At 59.4% G+C, this 15280-nt stretch carries 16 protein-coding genes; 3 read left to right on the forward strand and 13 right to left on the reverse strand.

The annotated features are described in order from the left end of the window. Positions 1-102: 102 nt before the first annotated feature. The 10 genes from AC3WR5_RS30060 to AC3WR5_RS30105 all read right to left on the reverse strand — a co-directional run bounded on the left by AC3WR5_RS30060 (position 103) and on the right by AC3WR5_RS30105 (position 9097). Entirely contained in the window at positions 103-1128 is a 1026-nt protein-coding gene (locus AC3WR5_RS30060; protein ID WP_492489259.1) for a CAP domain-containing protein, read from the reverse strand. Between the two features lie 202 nt (positions 1129-1330). Beyond that, a complete protein-coding gene (locus AC3WR5_RS30065) occupies positions 1331-1597 on the reverse strand; it encodes a helix-turn-helix domain-containing protein (RefSeq protein ID WP_492489261.1) in 267 nt (88 codons plus the stop codon). Between the two features lie 375 nt (positions 1598-1972). Next, on the reverse strand, positions 1973-2572 hold the full coding sequence (locus AC3WR5_RS30070) for a thermonuclease family protein (protein WP_492489263.1): 600 nt from the start codon (positions 2570-2572) through the stop codon (positions 1973-1975). Continuing rightward, the gene (locus tag AC3WR5_RS30075) at positions 2569-3162 is read right to left on the reverse strand and encodes a hypothetical protein (protein WP_492489265.1); all 594 of its coding nucleotides are present in this window, start codon (positions 3160-3162) and stop codon (positions 2569-2571) included. The genes AC3WR5_RS30070 and AC3WR5_RS30075 overlap by 4 nt, the downstream gene beginning before the upstream one ends. A 111-nt stretch (positions 3163-3273) precedes the next feature. Then, a complete protein-coding gene (locus AC3WR5_RS30080) occupies positions 3274-3591 on the reverse strand; it encodes a hypothetical protein (RefSeq protein WP_492489267.1) in 318 nt (105 codons plus the stop codon). Positions 3592-3597: 6 nt separating this feature from the next. Further along, entirely contained in the window at positions 3598-5379 is a 1782-nt protein-coding gene (locus AC3WR5_RS30085) for a hypothetical protein (RefSeq protein ID WP_492489269.1), read from the reverse strand. A 27-nt stretch (positions 5380-5406) separates the two neighbouring features. Continuing rightward, positions 5407-5814 carry a hypothetical protein gene (locus AC3WR5_RS30090; RefSeq protein WP_492489271.1) on the reverse strand — a complete coding sequence of 136 codons (408 nt, stop codon included), beginning with the start codon at positions 5812-5814 and terminating at the stop codon, positions 5407-5409. A 247-nt stretch (positions 5815-6061) separates the two neighbouring features. Further along, positions 6062-6811 carry a nucleotide-binding protein gene (locus AC3WR5_RS30095; RefSeq protein WP_492489273.1) on the reverse strand — a complete coding sequence of 250 codons (750 nt, stop codon included), beginning with the start codon at positions 6809-6811 and terminating at the stop codon, positions 6062-6064. Positions 6812-6816: 5 nt separating this feature from the next. Continuing rightward, positions 6817-7614: a P-loop NTPase gene (locus AC3WR5_RS30100; RefSeq protein ID WP_492489275.1), complete on the reverse strand. Its 798-nt coding sequence runs from the start codon at positions 7612-7614 to the stop codon at positions 6817-6819. A 112-nt stretch (positions 7615-7726) separates the two neighbouring features. Continuing rightward, the gene (locus tag AC3WR5_RS30105) at positions 7727-9097 is read right to left on the reverse strand and encodes a RepB family plasmid replication initiator protein (protein WP_492489277.1); all 1371 of its coding nucleotides are present in this window, start codon (positions 9095-9097) and stop codon (positions 7727-7729) included. A gap of 571 nt (positions 9098-9668) precedes the next feature. On the opposite strand from AC3WR5_RS30105, the gene AC3WR5_RS30110 reads away from it, so the two are divergent. From AC3WR5_RS30110 to AC3WR5_RS30120, 3 genes are all read left to right on the forward strand, one after another. After that, positions 9669-10886, forward strand: a complete 1218-nt coding sequence (locus AC3WR5_RS30110) for a ParA family protein (protein ID WP_492489278.1) — start codon at positions 9669-9671, stop codon at positions 10884-10886. 96 nt (positions 10887-10982) lie between these two features. Next, positions 10983-12020, forward strand: coding sequence for a ParB/RepB/Spo0J family partition protein (locus tag AC3WR5_RS30115; RefSeq protein WP_492489279.1), 1038 nt, complete (start codon positions 10983-10985; stop codon positions 12018-12020). A gap of 692 nt (positions 12021-12712) precedes the next feature. Beyond that, entirely contained in the window at positions 12713-13450 is a 738-nt protein-coding gene (locus AC3WR5_RS30120; RefSeq protein ID WP_492489281.1) for a hypothetical protein, read from the forward strand. A gap of 316 nt (positions 13451-13766) precedes the next feature. On the opposite strand, the gene AC3WR5_RS30125 is transcribed toward AC3WR5_RS30120, so the two are convergent. The 3 genes from AC3WR5_RS30125 to AC3WR5_RS30135 form a co-directional block, all read right to left on the reverse strand. Further along, entirely contained in the window at positions 13767-14051 is a 285-nt protein-coding gene (locus AC3WR5_RS30125; RefSeq protein WP_492489282.1) for a hypothetical protein, read from the reverse strand. Positions 14052-14652: 601 nt separating this feature from the next. Continuing rightward, positions 14653-14925, reverse strand: coding sequence for a hypothetical protein (locus AC3WR5_RS30130; RefSeq protein WP_492489284.1), 273 nt, complete (start codon positions 14923-14925; stop codon positions 14653-14655). A 9-nt stretch (positions 14926-14934) separates the two neighbouring features. After that, positions 14935-15252, reverse strand: coding sequence for a hypothetical protein (locus AC3WR5_RS30135; RefSeq protein ID WP_492489286.1), 318 nt, complete (start codon positions 15250-15252; stop codon positions 14935-14937). Positions 15253-15280 lie beyond the last annotated feature (28 nt).

Consider the following 15280-nt stretch of genomic DNA (forward strand, 5'->3'; position numbering starts at 1 on the left):
CCCGCCGTCGGATTTTCCTACTCACCCCAGGAGTCGGACAGGGCGAGGCGAAATAAGAATGGCCCACCAGGGCCACCTTACTTTAAACGTCGGCGGTCTCAGTCAGTTTCCGGTGGTAAAGGTGAAGTGCTTGCCGAACGCGGTGCCGTTGATGGTGCCCGACAGGTCGACGGTGTACGTCGTGTTAGCGGCAAGCGCGTTCGTCGGATAGGCGACCACCTTACTAGCCGGTGTCAACTTGTTCGGGTCATTGGCGGCAGTGACTTGGTTGAGCTGGATCACAGTACCGTCGGGGGCCGTGTAGGTGCCTGTCGATAGCTGCACGACGTCACTGGCGTTTCCTTGGACGGTGACCGGGGTGCCCCAGCGTTGAATGTCACCGCTTACGGTATGCACCGTCTCGAAGACCGGAGGCATCGGCGATTCGCCCGCACCGAAGGACGGAATGCCCGTCACCCCCTCACATGGGAAGGTTGCCGGTACCTGGCTCGCTGCGAGCTTGTCGGTACCCGAGCCATCACTGGAAAAGACAAGGCCCGAAATTTCGGTTTTGAATCCACTGTAGATGCCCGAGCTATTGCCGATGCCCACAACGTTGGCCAGCCAAGTCACCGCCGTTTGGTGGTAGACGCCGGTTACCCAGGCCTGAACTGTCGCCGCGCCGTACTGGGCGCCCGTGGTGAGGTTGTCGTTGATGATGCCTGCGTTCTGCGTCGCCGCGTACAGGCCGCTCGGCCAGCCCTTCGCGATCGCGCGATCATTGGCGGTGACGCCGGTGAAACCCGGATTCCCTGCGACCTCCTCGTCTGTGATGGCGAATCCGTTGGCGACTTGGTAGTCCGTATGGGCCTGTGCCGCAGCGTCGAGGATTGTGTTCTGCGACAGCACCGGGAAGCCGCATTGAGTGCGCAGGCTGTTGACCTGGGTCAGGATCGAATCCTGGACGCTGCCCGAAGCATAGGTCGGCGTAGCTTGTGTGGTGCCTTCCGGTGCGCTCGGTGCAGGTGCCGGCGCGGGCGGCGGCGGAGCCGGGGGCGCGCCTGCCCCTGTGTCGGAACCACCTCCACCGCCGCAGGCGGCAACCACGGCGAACAAAGGGGCGATGAGGGCAAGACGATGAATGCTCATGATTTCATGGTTCCAGTTGCTGAATTTGCCGGCAGCCGATTGCGCCGTTCGATGCTTCCATCGTATACGCACATGTGCGTATCGTCAAGCATGTCAATTAAATGGTTGGTCGTAGTGCTTTAACAGGCGCAGCTCGCGCCCGGACCACAAAGACTTTACACGGCCGGGCGGACTCCGCTCGCTCAGCTACGTGACCAATTGCTCAATCGCCGGCGCCTGGCGAAGCGTCAGCGCTGGCGCGCACTTTGTCGAACACCAACTTGACCAGATGCTCTTCCGTGACCTTCAGCCCTCCGGCCAGCTGCGAGATCGTCGAAAGCGATGGCGAACTGATGCCCCTCTCAAGCTGAGACACAAATTGGCGTGAAAGGCTGCACTCGAAGCCGAATTCTTCCTGGGTCCAGCCGCGCTCTTTACGGAGACGTGCCAGCGTTGCGCCGAACACTGAATTGAGGGGGTCATTTTTCATAGCGGCCCGAGTGGGGGCCGCCATGGTATGAATTGTTACTGTAGTAGTCCGCCAACTATCGTTGTCACGCGATCTGGCTTCGAGACCAGCTCCTTTTGCTGCAAAACCTCGTAGTTCTTATTTAATTGCTTTCGATTTTCCTAGCCAGTTCTGGGATAGAGACCTTGGGCAGGTCTGCAACCCTGCAGCTGAACCCAAAGGCGGGCCTGGGCATCAGCGACCAGACGATCCAAGGGCACTACGCCCTCACGCCCTACGTGGTGCGGCATAGCCGGGACACGAGCACTTGAGCAGCTGCGCACCTGGTTGGCCAGAACCATGGGACCCGAAGAGTGGTCGGCAACGGTGGCGAATTCTTCAAGTCGTTGGCTCACGCTACTTTCTGCTCATACTGCTGGGATCGCACTGCCCCTCTTTCCAGCACCTCCTTCGCCATTCCCACGGCGCTACAGGATTTGGGTCATTCCAGAGTCCAGCGCGAGCGGCTCGCGCTTCGGATTGAAGCTGCAGCATTGAGAGGTCGCGCAAGTAGCGCCCACGGTCAGCCGTATTCGCCCAGGCCAGGCCAGCTCGCACCATTGCCCGATTGGCAGACGCGCCCTCTATCGCGAGATCGCAGACAAGCCTCCCATCCCGGTCCACGTCCGGGCAGGTTGCGACCACCATCGCGCCGCGCACCAACCGCGCCAGGAATTCCTTCGAGCGACTGGCAAACGGCTGGCCAATGCGCCCTGTCTCGTGGCTCGTGTGGGCGACTTCGGGTGCGTCGATAGATGCGAGCCTCACCCGGTGATGGACATGCTCGGTGTCGAGAATGACCACGGTATCGCCGTCATCGACGTAGACGACGGTGGCGCGCAGCAGCTTCGGCGCATACGAAGCAGCTCTGACCGGCGTAGAAGAGCAGCCCAGCGCGACCATTAGCCCGAAGAGGCGCGCAATGAGGTACGAGGCGCCAGGCCGAGCGGGGGTCATGACTTGACCCTGCCGTTCCTCATGCGCAAGCCGATACCGGGCAGCGGGCCATTGCCTGGGCGGGGTTTCGGGTGGACGTACGTCCGAACCTTCGATATGCCAGCCGGGTTTGCGCTCACTGTGACGCCACTTCGGAAGAAGAAGCTCAGGCCCTTCCAAGACCAAAGAGCCTTGCGCTTCCGCGGGAAGACGCCCATCCGGCGCATCCACCACCAGAAGGCGAGTCGCGTCGAACTCAAGAACCCTCCTAAACACGTCAGAAGAGCCGCTGCGAACAGTTCGTGAGGCGGCACCAAGGCGAGCACAAGGCCCGCCGCCAAGCAGCCCCACCCGAAGAATGGATGGACGCCGGCGATGGTGTACAGGTCAAACTTCGCCGGGTCACCGCCTCGCTTGCGAATCTCAGTGACCAAGTCGGGCAAAGCTCCGCAGCAGACGAAGGTATCCAGGTGGCACAGGAACACGATGTTTCGTTCGATGTCGATACCAGCAAATCCCATGCACGTCCAGATGTTCTCCGTGACGAGCGTGTCCTGGTCGTCACCTTTGACCGCGACGATGAATTGGCGCTGCCTGACGGTTTCGGTCACTTTGAGTGAGTGATTGATTGTTGAACCAGGCCAACCGGAAACGGGTGACCGCCGGAGCGCTGGCTTTTTTGATGCGCGGCCGATCGAGTTCGTATAGAAATCGATTCCGCATTAGCGACTCAGGTCCAAGGCCACCGAAACGCTCAGGGCCTTCAACTGCTGGATCTGCGCCATCATGTCGTTCAGCATGTCTTGCAGCTCCTGGGGATCGCTGTAGCCCATCTCAGTGAAGCCAAGGCCTGCGGCCAAGTCGGCCTGCAACGACGCGAGTTTATTCAGCAGCGAAAGAACTTGCCTCTCAACCCATTGGAATCGCTGGCAGGCTTCGGGCGCAGGCCCCGACAACCCGTCGCCCTGGACTGACAGGCCGCCAAGCAGCTTCTGAGCGATCGACAGGCACAGATCAATCGCCTCGACGATATCGTCCATGAGACATCAGGCGCCCGAGATCGCGACTTCAACGCCCAAATCGCGCAGCTGGCCGGCAAGGCCCGCCATCGTTTCGCGGATGGTCGCGGCGGCGCGGAGACGTTGCTCTTCGCGCTCCCGCGCTGCGCGTTTGGCTTCCTTATGTCGCAGGCGCTCTGCCTCGATCGCCTGGGCCTGCTTCTGCGCGCGGTTGCTTCGCGCGTACACACCAGCAACGTGTTGAAGCAACGCTACCAGCGTCGACACGAACCGCCCATCAACAGCATCGCGATGAATGACATAGACCTTCGGCACCGCGGACTCACTCAGCGTCCGCACGCTGAACACGTCGACCGGATCGCCGTGCGGCAGTTGATCAAGCTCTTCGGAGAGGACCGGTAGATCCACGAACCCGTCGCCATTGTTCGCAAGGAAGACGCCGCCAAGGGTCTTGAGGACCGCGGCCCGATACTCGGCAACCATCCCAGGACTCAGGTATCGGCTTGCTGCGCCCTCCCCTTCCAACACGTTAGCCACCAAGTCACGGAGTTGGCGCGAACCGCCCATGCGAACCATGTTGGTCATGTCTGCGGCAAGACAGGAGCCGAAACCCGCATCCCCAGGCAGGATGGCGTCAGCCAGCAGTTCGGCGAACCACGGCGAAGCGACGTGTAACTCACCGAGGACATCCCATCGCGCCGCCTGCCGAATCGCGCCGGGCCAGATGTCGAGAACATCGGCGGCTCCGAGATCGGTTGCCACTTCCCGCACACGTTGTTGATCAATCGCCTTGCCGGGCTCGTCAAAGATGAGCGCCGACTGTCCGATGCGCAAAACGACGTGGGACGGCATTGCGATCGACGGCAACTCGTCGGGTGACGGGTCGAGTGGCACCGCAGGCTCAGCGACCCTCGCAGGCATCTCGACTCGGTCGGCCGCAGCCACGCTCTCGACCAATGAAGCCCAGACGGGCTGATCGCGAGCAACGCCGACCCTTGCCGGGGGCACCACGGCCGCGACGTCCACCCCTGCCGGCGATTCTTCGGTCAGATCCTGACCGGCCAAGTCCATCGGCGCGCGCTCTCGATCGAAGGGCGATCGCACGCTAGGTTGGGTATCGGTCGCACTGCCGCGCTCACCCAGCACGGGCACCATCGGTTCAAATTCGTCCTCCAGGAAGACGGGCGCCTGGGCGCGGACGGGTGCCACCGCGGCCACCTGCGATCGTTCGGGGACTCCCGATGGCAACGCGCCGAACGAACCTTCAGCCTGGTCGGGGTCCATCGACTCCAATTCACCGAGGGCTATTTCGTTGAACTCTTCGACCTCTCTGTCACTTCCTGCCACCGCCTGGAGGAGCCCCCGGCCCTTCTCGATCAACGCGTCAGCCTCAGGTAGCCTATTCGCCTCAGGCCCCGACTTGGAGGGGAATACATCGAAATCCAGATGGGCCGGGATCGCTCGCCCCATGTCGGTCAAGAGGGCGCCCATCGTCAGGGCAGGATGGAACACTTCGGCCTTTTGCCATCCCAGCGCATGCAGGACCATGAAAAGATCGGCGAGCGCTAACGTAAGGTTGCCGCCGCCGTACTGGATCGCGACAACATCGCCGTCGTGCAGCAACATCACGCCGGTGTCGTAGTGCTTGAAGGACTGGTCGTTTCCGGGCGTGCTCGCGTCGTCGAAGCCATAGGTCTGGAACGCGCGCAGCGTCGCCTGCTGATCCCACGCGTGTACTTCATTTGTGCAGCAGAGAACTGCCTCGTACGCAGCGAAGTCCTGAACCCAAGGATGCTCGTGTTTGGACATGTGTATCCGATCTGAAGTGAAATCGACTCAGCGAAGCAGCTTGAGTCCAAGGAGGATCAGTGCCATCAGAACGAGCGTCGTGACCGACCCCGCGGCGAACCAAAGGGTCCGCTGCCGCCAAACGTCCATCAGGCTCTTCTGTTTGGTCACCATTGCCGTCGACACTTCGCCGACAAGATCTTTGGCGATCAGGACCGCTTGCTCGCGTAGATTGGTGCGATGCAGCTCAATCGTTTCGGTCACCTTTTGCTGCAAAAGTCCAGGGGCCGTTTCCACGATCATCTGGCTGCGTGCCATCAACGCCAGGACGACGTTAATCGGGTCATCGTCATCCAGGTCGAATTGCTTCTGGTACCCCTGAAGAGTCGCGACCTCGTCGGAGGTCAGCGGAGACTTCTTGAGTGCCTCCACGGCGGATATGAGGCTTAGCGCCATGTCTGCTCCCCCTATTCCTGCCGACGCCCGGCAACGACGGGCCCATAGAGCCACTCGCAGCACCGAGAACAGCAAATCGAGCGATAGCCCGGGATGTCCATTTCTCGAACACTGGCGAACGGGCGGCCCTCGCCGCAGAACGACGTCGCGCCTGGGCGCACAGAGCCATATGCGTGAAAGACAGGTTGGTCGGCATGACGAACCCAGTAATGCGAGATGACCCTCGCGATGTGGTTTTGCGCCCCCGTCACCATCTGTCGACCTCAAGGTTCGGCATGTCAAGGTTGTCGACCATGTCCCAGATCGATTCATTGACCCGCCGCTGCCAAGCGTGCAGGCGCGCTCGGGAGAGCGTCGGAATTGCGTATGTTCCGCTGGTGCGCTTCAGGGTCATGGCATGTGCTGGTGATGCTTGCAAGTCGAATAGCATTCGCACTTCCTCGGATCGAAGCGCCGGAAAGTCGAGCACTACCCTGAACCCCTGCAGGTATTTCTGATTGAATGCCGCGAAAACCTTCGTGGGTCCGAAATGAAGGTTGCGAACTGGATAGAGGAACAGAAAGCTCTTAGCGAGTTCTTCAAGCATTTCGAGTCCGTCTGGGCGGTCAGACATCAGATAGACAAGGCGGAAATTGATGTTCCCAGCCTCCGTGTGCCTGAGCGTCGCGTCGAACCACTTCTTCAGGACGATGTCGGCTCCGTCCGGTGTGTTGACAATCAAGTTCGGGCTTCCCGCCAAAAGCTGTTGCAGCTGGTTCTCGTACACCAGGTCGAGATTGCACAGATGCGACTCTGGTCGCAGCGCTCGAAAGTCCCCCTGTCGCGCAGGTGCCTTCCTCCGAAAAGTCGAATAGACGTCGCCAGATCGGCCGTCCCCGTCGAACACAGCGAACGGCTCGCCGCGCATCTGGAAGGCCGACGCTAAGGCAAGGCAGAAAAGGGACTTTCCCACGCCCCCTTTGTTGCCCGACACCATCCAGACAGTCTTCTGAGACATGCTCGTCAGGCGGCCAGCTTCTCGACCTGCGCGAACGCCGGCTCGAAGACTTTTCGGCAGTCCACAAGCCACTGTTGCAGCTTCCAGCGCTCCGAATGCTCCAGCGCGATCACTTCCCCGACGACGGTATCCACGGCGTCCTGGAAGGGCATGATCTTGCGAGGATCGAGCACCTTGCTGACAACGCGAACGTGAAGGCCCGGGAAGTAGACCGTCAGCCCCTGCTTCTTTTCAATCTGAGCTTTCAGCGGGCTCTCGTGCCAAAGGACGAAGGGACCATGCTCGGACTTGTCGCCTCCGCCGAAGTGCAGGTTGCAGACGACACGAAGTCTCGCGAAGTGCTCCCCGTAGGACCTGTAAGCCTCGTTGAACAGGTTCACCGAATCGTGGTGGTGGTTCATGACCCACCAGAGCTCCATTTCGACCGCCGCCTCCTGGCTCTGCAGGAAAGTGGCGAACGACGCCATGTCGGCCTTCATGTTCTCGCCGACGCCGGCGGGCGTATTCATGATGATGGTGTAGCCCGGATGCTTCATCACGAAGTCCATCACGTCCATCCAGCCGTTCTCACTGCGGACGTTGGTCTGGGCTACGGGCAGGTTGCTTGTGAACATCCGCGCGACGTCAGGGTTCCTCGTGTCCGCCTCAACAATTGCGACCTTTTCGCCAGACGACATCAAGTAGCTCGCCATCGCCATGGCGACCATCGACTTGCCGACGCCCCCCTTGTCACCATGGACCACGATGAACTTGGAGGTGTGCAGCTTCACCTCCACAGGCGACGAGTTGGATTTGGCGGCCATGAGATTCCTCTGAAAATGGTTGGTCGCCGTCATCCTACATTGACTAATGTACTCTTCGCAATCCCACGCGGGCATTTTTTGCTCTTTTGCTGCAAAAGCTCCCTGGACGAGCTCACGCAGCCGCAGCCCCTTCGAGCGCAAGCGACAGAATGTCGTCGCCTTTTGGCTCCGTCCAGGACGGGCCCTCCCAAGTCTCACCGAGAAAGTTCGCGAAGGTGTCGCGGACCATCCGGTGGTCCCATCCTGCAGTATCGAAGCGCTTCACGAGCGGCCCTAGTGTCAACGTGTTTCGGAAGTTGCGCAGCAGAACGGACTGTTCATCCTTCGGCAGCTCCTGAAACAGCGCGCGCAGCTCGTCCTTCTTGCGGCGGAGCCACTCTTCCTTCAGCGCAGCCTTGCTTCGCTCCAACTCTCGTCCCTGCCGAATGGACGGCTGCGAGGGAGAAGCAAGGTGCGCTTGCGGCTCAGTTTCCCTATTTTTCATCATCGTCTTCAACCAAGAGCCCGGCCTCTCGACCGCGCCGACCACGTCTTTCGGCATAGCGAGGCGCTTTGCTAACTCGTTGATCCCGCGCGTCAGGGATTCCCGCCCATGTTGTACGTAGAGCAGCTCGGCGTCCTGCTGTGCGACGCCGAGCTCCAAGGCCTTGCCAATGAGCGGGAGATCCGGCGCCTCAACCCTTTGAAGCGGCAATCTCTCGATGGATTCCAGATTCCGTCTAGCGCGGGCTTTGAGCCTGACCTCAAACTGAATCAGGGAAATGGTTTTGTTGTCACGTTCCTTGTACTCAATCGGACCCGTGACCTCCAGCTCAGTGTTCGCGTTGATCTCGGCAATAGCCGGGATCAACGTATCCCTCTTCCAGTAACGGTATTCGCCTGAGTTTTCCTCATAGGCGACGCCGCCGAGAACCGGCCGCCACCACCGCCAGTGCTGCTTGGCCGTCTTGTGTCCGGGGTTGTCGACATAGCGCGCACAGATCTCGTACAGCGTCATTGCCGGGTGCGTTCGCAGCTGGATGCTTGCTTGAAGCAGGAGCCGCGCATAACGGTCCGGTGCCAGCAGTTGCGACTGGATCTTGCTGTCGTACCGCCAGTGCAGCGTCACAGCGCCAGTGTTCTTGTCCTTCTTGATCGAGGCACCGCTGAGCAGCACACATGCCTCCCAGTTCTCAATTTCACCGCTTGTCGGGCTTTGCCATTCGACAACGGTTCTCATGAGGTTCTTAAGCGCCTTCTTCAGCTCTGCGGTGTTGTTGCTGTTGTACTCCGCCAGCTTCAAGATCTCGTGCAACCTGGCAGAATATTCTCCCCGCTCGCCCTCGTCCTGTGCCCAATACAGAAGGACGTTGAACAGTCGACGCTCAGAAGCTGTGATTCGGCCGCCGCCCTTTGTGGGCATCAGCGCAACAGCGTTCACATGTTTGAGCAATCGAAGTTCACGCGTCTCGGCATCGGCCGAGAACAGGTCTGTCTGTGGCATTTGCGAATGATACGTGAGAGACGTTGAGTCAATCCGCCTCACGTACCTGGGAGGCACGGGCCCCGTGGCGTTGAAGCAACCCCAACCAGCCTCACGTATTGTTGGAGGCCGACCATCGAATCTCGATGGAGGGTGCATTCCGAACAGACTTCCCTCGGTGGACGACGGGAACGTGAGCCATTTTGGGGTTGGTCAGCTCCTTGTTGAGCGGCCCATATGCACTCACGCTTGCCCCCAAGCGCCTTCACCGATGGCCCCAAGAAACCTCACCAGAACACCCATTGTTCCTCACGTGTAGGCCCAAAACCACTCACGCATTTGCCGCCATCTCGTTGAATATAAAGGGGTTTTTCGCCCCGTAAAGGTATTGAATGGATTAAAGGATTGAGAACCCCAGAGAGCCCTTTGGGCTGGTCTTGTCAGATCAAAAAGGCCTAAAGCGGGGATCGGTTCACCGCTTCGGCCAAACAGGTGAGCTTGATTCATCAGCGTTTCGCTGATCCTTGCACTTTTCTGCGGACTAGGAAGACAATCGACGCGTCACAACATTACGGCGCACACGCGAGTTCCTATGCGACGCGAACTTCTTCTTCAGCCTGAGTCTCTTTCCGACATCATGGCCCTTGCGGATCGCGCAGAAGCCATGATGGCCGCCGTGCGGCTAGAAACGCTTGCCCCCGACATCAGCAAGGAAGCTCCACGCTTCAATGCCACGCAGCTCGCAGCCCTGTGCGAAGTTGACCGAAACGCCATTTCGTACAGATTGACGAAAGACGATGAGCTGCCTAAGGGCTCAATCAACGAGAGCGGCAATCGCCGCGAGTTCAGCTTGGAGGAGGCACAGGCTTGGCTCCGCGAGTACCGGAGTCAGTACCTAAAGCCAGAGGGTGCGGATGCAGTATGTATTGCCGTTGCCAATTTCAAAGGAGGTGTAGGCAAGACGACTACTACCATGACGCTGGCTCAGGGACTGTCGCTTAAAGGGCATCGGGTGCTCGTTGTAGATTGCGACCCCCAGGCATCGCTCACCACGCTGTTCGGAGTTCTCCCGACTGCCGAGGTTGGTGCCGAGGACACGATCCTGGCGGTGTGCCTCGGTACCGAGCAGAGCATCTCGCCCGCGATCCGAAGCACCTATTGGTCCAGTATCGACATTGTGGCGGCAGCCCCCCTTCTCTTTGCTGCGGAATTCAGCCTGCCGTCGCGACAGAAGGACGACCCGTCGTTTCAGTTTTGGGATGTGCTCAATGTCGCGCTGGACGGTGCCCGGCAAGAGTACGACGTCATTTTGCTGGACACGCCGCCTTCCCTCTCATACGTGACTATCAATAGCATCATGGCTGCAGACGGGATTCTGATGCCCTTGCCCCCGAATGCTCTGGCCGCAGCTTCGGCGACGCAATTCTGGCGGCTCTTTTCCGATCTGACTGGTGACCTGGTTGAACGTCGGGGAGTTACGAAGGAATTCGACTTCATTCGTGTTTTGCTGACTCAAGTCAAGATGCGAGGCAGTGCTAAGACTCGGGGTGCGGTGGACGACACGGTGATGGCCATCAAGGATTGGATTCTCAAGACCTATGAGTCCAGAGTGTTGCCCGTTGAGATTCCTGAGACTAAAGCAGCGGAGGATAGCGCGGCGAACTTCGGGACGATCTACGACGTTGCGGCGAGGACGGCCATAGACCCACGAACCTACAAGCGGGCTCTCTCTGCGTACGATCAGTTCGCAGAGCACATGGAAGGTCTCCTTCGTGCCGCATGGGCTCGTCACACGTCAAGCGTGGCGTAGCTCGGCCCAAAGGGGTGATTGACCGTCAATCACTCTTGATCAAACCAGCGAACCATGGTGATTGACCGTCAATCACCCACAAGAGGTAAGGAACACATGGCGAAGACCGTAAGGCCCAGATTGGGAGCTCGGATAGGGAGCATTGACCCAACCCAGCTCACTCCGCCGGCGCGTCATGGGGCGGGCGATACGGCTCCGCCCCGCACCGGCGTCGGCTTGGTGATGGGGGCGATTGCCGGCAACAGCGAGTTGGAGGCCAGGCTAGGTCAAGCTCAGCAGCAGCTCGCCGATGCTCGGCAAGCACTAGCTGAGCACGATGGCAACTTGCCAACCAAGAAACTCGACCCTGCCACCATTCGTTTGAGCAGGTGGGCCAACCGCGACGAGGCGAATTTCAGCGGCGAGGCGTGGGCGGCTTTCAAGTCAGAACTCGCCAGCAGCGGAGGGAATGTTCAGCCGATTAAAGTGCGGCGCATTGCGGCGGCCGGGGACGGCGGCATGGTATACGAAGCGGTGTTTGGCCACCGACGCCTACGCGGATGCAGTGAACTTGGCTTGCCTGTCCTCGCGATGGTAGAGGACGGCATGACCGACGAGGCCCTCTTCGCTGAGATGGACCGTGAGAACAGGCTCCGCCAGAACCTCAGCGCATGGGAGCAAGGGCGACACTACAACAAGGGTCTCTCAGAAGGGCTTTTCGCGAGTCAGCGACAGATGGCTGAAAAGCTTGGCGTTAACCAGGCTGACATCTCACGAGCGTGCGCGCTCGCAAAGCTGCCCGACGACATCGTTAGGGCCTTTCCAACCCCGATGTCCCTGCAGGTACGGATGGCGAAGCCCCTTGGGGACAAGCTTCAAAGCGATCCTGACGGAATACTGGAGCGCGCGCGCGCTCTACACGTTCACCGAGGAAGGCTCTCTGCAGGCGAGGTGCTGGACCAGCTGCTTGGCAAGTCACCGGCCCAACAAGACGACGGGGTGTCAATACTGGCGAACGGCGCGAAGGCTGCGGCGCTACGGATCGGGTCGAAGGGAAGGGCGGTCATCGAATTTGAACCGGGCGTTCTCGATGCGTCGAAACATGACGACTTGATCAAGCTAATCTCGCAGTTTCTTGCCTCCGAGACAGCGTAGAGCGCCACTAAGGCCTTCAAGTCAAGGGTGTCGGGGTATCCGTGAGGAAGATTGGGGGTGACTTCGGTAGCCTTCTTCCATGCGGCCGAATCTGCACGACACGGTGACGTCGGATGCGTTCAGCCCCCTGCAAAAAGATTGGCCCATCGGGTCCGCTTTGTAGTCAAAGCAGCTTCGATTCGATAGGTGAGCTGATTTGGGGTTGCTTGAAAGTGCGCTACGTGCAGAGCGTGGGTGAGGGGGGCTCGTAGCCAATCAGTCAGATGCAGCATGTGAGCTATTTTGGGGCTAGCGGCCACTCTGGACTCGGCACACCCAAAAGAGCTCACATTCGGCGCAAGGCCTACCTCCAGCCGCACCGGGGCGCAAGTAGTGTTCTTCAGGACCATCTGCCGAACTGGCCGAGCTACGTCCCGGTCGACTTTCTCTCCCGCCAGAATGACGGCCACGAAATCTCCGCTCAGTGCACCCGCCGGGAGGCGCTTTTTGATGAATGGATTCGATGGTCGCCAACTCAACACACCACCTGAAGTCGGCGACGACAAGGCAGATGCAATGTGGTCTGAGCTCAGGCACAGCAAGCTGCCAGACCATCCAAGTTGGTCATTGATCTGAAGGATGTCGTAAGGCAACCGGCGCCACACGCGCATTGCATGATCGAGAACCCCAACTCACTCAAGTAGGAGCAATCGATGCATCGCACATTTCTCGCAGGAGCCATGTTCTGCTTCATGGGCATCGCGAACGCGCAATCGTCATGGGGTCTAGCGGACTTGACGAACCTGAAGTTCATCCTGGAAGACCTGAACCCAGGTGACGGGATTGAGCCGGCGCTGACATACACATTTGTCTTGGACCGGGGGAGTTCCACTAGCGCCCGGTACATACAGACATCCCCTTCATCGACTCTCCGAAATTTCACCTGGGGGGTAGGCATTGCGGGTCCGGTGTCGGACACGGCAATCATTGACTACTCCTACGCCACTGCAACAGTGGTTGGAGGCGACCTTTGGGGCGCCGGTGCGGAGTCACACGTCTATTCGTATGTTTGGGCAATGCCGTCGGGGAAGCAAAACTATTCAGACGCCGTAGCGACAATTGGGAGCCCGAGCTCATCTGGGGCCGACTTCACCCTGACTCCCTACACGGCACTGACCTTCACCGGTTGGGCTAACACATGTGCACAGGCCTCGACCTCGGCTTATCAGGAGATGGCCACGGCATCAGTCAAGCTCATCTACTATGGAACTTCGCCACAAACCCAGGCGGTCATGAATTCAGCGGCCGGCGGAGCGGCTCATAGAAGCTTGGATTGCAACGCAGGCCAACTGAGCGTGGTGGTCAGAAACAACTCAATGACGCCGAAGAAATTCACCTTGCAAGCGTTGACCACGTCTGCCACCACCACGGTGTTGGGCGGGCCAATCTGACAGAGGCTCGAAGATCGATGCTTTGAGCCTCTTCAGAAAAGCTGACCTACCTGTGCTGCTACACAGACTCGGCCCTGTGATGCAGGTGAAGGGCGGGAGGCGGCGGACCTGGCGCCGTACGAAGAATGCCTGCAGCTCACGCCAGAGTCGCGGCGCGACTTGGGTATCACACTTTGGTGGCTGGCCGAATCGGCGGCTGGGAAGGTGCGCAGCGGGATCGCGCGGACAGGACTTGAGGAACCGTCGTGCCATCTTCTGAAGCCTGATGTTTGGAGAGGAAAGACTCGGATCAGTGATCCGCCGCTCGCCGCATCCTTCAGTTCCTCTTGTAGCCGCTGGAGAACGGCGCCGAGAGCGATCCATCGTTGTTGATCGTGTAGCTGGCAGGCACCCCGTTGGGGAACTGGAAGCTCACGGTCTTGCCGTCGATGTGATACGTCGTCTGGGTATTGGTACCCAGCAGGTCCTTGAACGTAACCTTGTCGCCGCTGAATGTGAGGGTGCTTTTGCTGTCTCCGGCCTTGTAGATGCCGTCCAGACTAGTTGACGAGTTGCAGGCGACGAGCGCCAGTGTGGCGACGATGGCGATGATGCACTTCATTTTACTTTTCCCTTCTTCAGGAGTCGATTGATGGATCACCAATCAATATGGCCCATGATATACGCACATGTGCGTATTATCTAGAGTTGCTATCAACCTTTCCCGCCGCATCCGTGAGAATAGTCACGGCCCAATCAGGGCACGTACGGGAGCTCGGGAGCGACGGGTCTGCTTCCCAGGCTTGCACTGTGCGAAGCGTGCACGGCCGGAGAGTTATTTTGGCCAGTAATTCGGCAACCTCGGTCTGGGTGATGTTCAGTTGCTGCCGGAGTTGCTTGAGCTTTTCACGGTTTGTCATCTATGTGCGGGGATGATTGAAGATCTGGTGCCGGCAGGGCAGATCCAGCAGGGGAGGGGGCGCCATCCACTGGTACAGGCATCTCAACGCCGGTGAACATCGCATCCAGCGCTGCTCTGGCGAAGGCCAACACGGTCAAGCATGCGCATGCGGAGGCAAGTAGGTCACCGGCCCCTGATTCCATTCGTAAGCTAGCGTAGCCAAGGGTGCTACAGATCAATCCCACAAAGACGAGTCCGGCAGAATCACTAGCCAGCCAGCGCCGCATGCGCGACCATCTCACGCTCGGATTCCCGTTGTTCATCATCTGTTGGGGTGGGTAGCCAGGAGGGCGTGGAACTGCTCCTGCAACTGGTCGCGGCCCAGCTTCTCGCCCAGCTCGCGCTCCTCTTTGCCATAGCTCAGCATTGCCTGAACGTCGCGGCCCAGAACGGTACGGGTCACGGTAGCGATGTACTCGCTGTCTCCGTCCAGCAGCCGCATCATGTTCTTGTCGCCGGCCTCCGTGGCGATGAACCCTGCGCGGTCCAGATACTCGCCGCAGGCCGGCTCGGAATGGTCGATTTGAATGTCCATAGCTTTTTCCTAGCTGATTGCTGTGTCCGACCGCCACAATCCAAACAGATGTTCTGCAGTCTCGATACTCTGTTCCACAATCGAAAGCTCTGGGCGGCCCTTGCCATGCTTCTCAATCACCACCTTGGCAGCATCAAGAAGTCGCACATGCACAGAGTCCAACATCATTTCAGGCTTCATGGGGACGCCGTACTTGATCGCAGCGCCAAGCACGTCAAGGTCTCGCCCCGTGTCTGTACCAGCGAACAGGGGATGGTGGTTGCCAACGTCCTGAACGATGTCCGACAGCCGCGCCCAAAGTCTAAATGGGACAGTGATCGTGGTCATTTGCTTTCCTGGGTTAGATCGAAGGCGC

It is taken from the genome of Ideonella sp. FW305-24, assembly GCF_058788035.1.

Coding starts and splice junctions, on each gene's coding strand:
- AC3WR5_RS30060 (WP_492489259.1), bottom strand. CDS start 1,128: ATGAGCATTCATCGTCTTGCCCTCATCGCCCCTTTGTTCGCCGTGGTT.
- AC3WR5_RS30065 (WP_492489261.1), bottom strand. CDS start 1,597: ATGAAAAATGACCCCCTCAATTCAGTGTTCGGCGCAACGCTGGCACGT.
- AC3WR5_RS30070 (WP_492489263.1), bottom strand. CDS start 2,572: ATGACCCCCGCTCGGCCTGGCGCCTCGTACCTCATTGCGCGCCTCTTC.
- AC3WR5_RS30080 (WP_492489267.1), bottom strand. CDS start 3,591: ATGGACGATATCGTCGAGGCGATTGATCTGTGCCTGTCGATCGCTCAG.
- AC3WR5_RS30085 (WP_492489269.1), bottom strand. CDS start 5,379: ATGTCCAAACACGAGCATCCTTGGGTTCAGGACTTCGCTGCGTACGAG.
- AC3WR5_RS30090 (WP_492489271.1), bottom strand. CDS start 5,814: ATGGCGCTAAGCCTCATATCCGCCGTGGAGGCACTCAAGAAGTCTCCG.
- AC3WR5_RS30095 (WP_492489273.1), bottom strand. CDS start 6,811: ATGTCTCAGAAGACTGTCTGGATGGTGTCGGGCAACAAAGGGGGCGTG.
- AC3WR5_RS30100 (WP_492489275.1), bottom strand. CDS start 7,614: ATGGCCGCCAAATCCAACTCGTCGCCTGTGGAGGTGAAGCTGCACACC.
- AC3WR5_RS30105 (WP_492489277.1), bottom strand. CDS start 9,097: ATGCCACAGACAGACCTGTTCTCGGCCGATGCCGAGACGCGTGAACTT.
- AC3WR5_RS30110 (WP_492489278.1), top strand. CDS start 9,669: ATGCGACGCGAACTTCTTCTTCAGCCTGAGTCTCTTTCCGACATCATG.
- AC3WR5_RS30115 (WP_492489279.1), top strand. CDS start 10,983: ATGGCGAAGACCGTAAGGCCCAGATTGGGAGCTCGGATAGGGAGCATT.
- AC3WR5_RS30120 (WP_492489281.1), top strand. CDS start 12,713: ATGCATCGCACATTTCTCGCAGGAGCCATGTTCTGCTTCATGGGCATC.
- AC3WR5_RS30125 (WP_492489282.1), bottom strand. CDS start 14,051: ATGAAGTGCATCATCGCCATCGTCGCCACACTGGCGCTCGTCGCCTGC.
- AC3WR5_RS30130 (WP_492489284.1), bottom strand. CDS start 14,925: ATGGACATTCAAATCGACCATTCCGAGCCGGCCTGCGGCGAGTATCTG.
- AC3WR5_RS30135 (WP_492489286.1), bottom strand. CDS start 15,252: ATGACCACGATCACTGTCCCATTTAGACTTTGGGCGCGGCTGTCGGAC.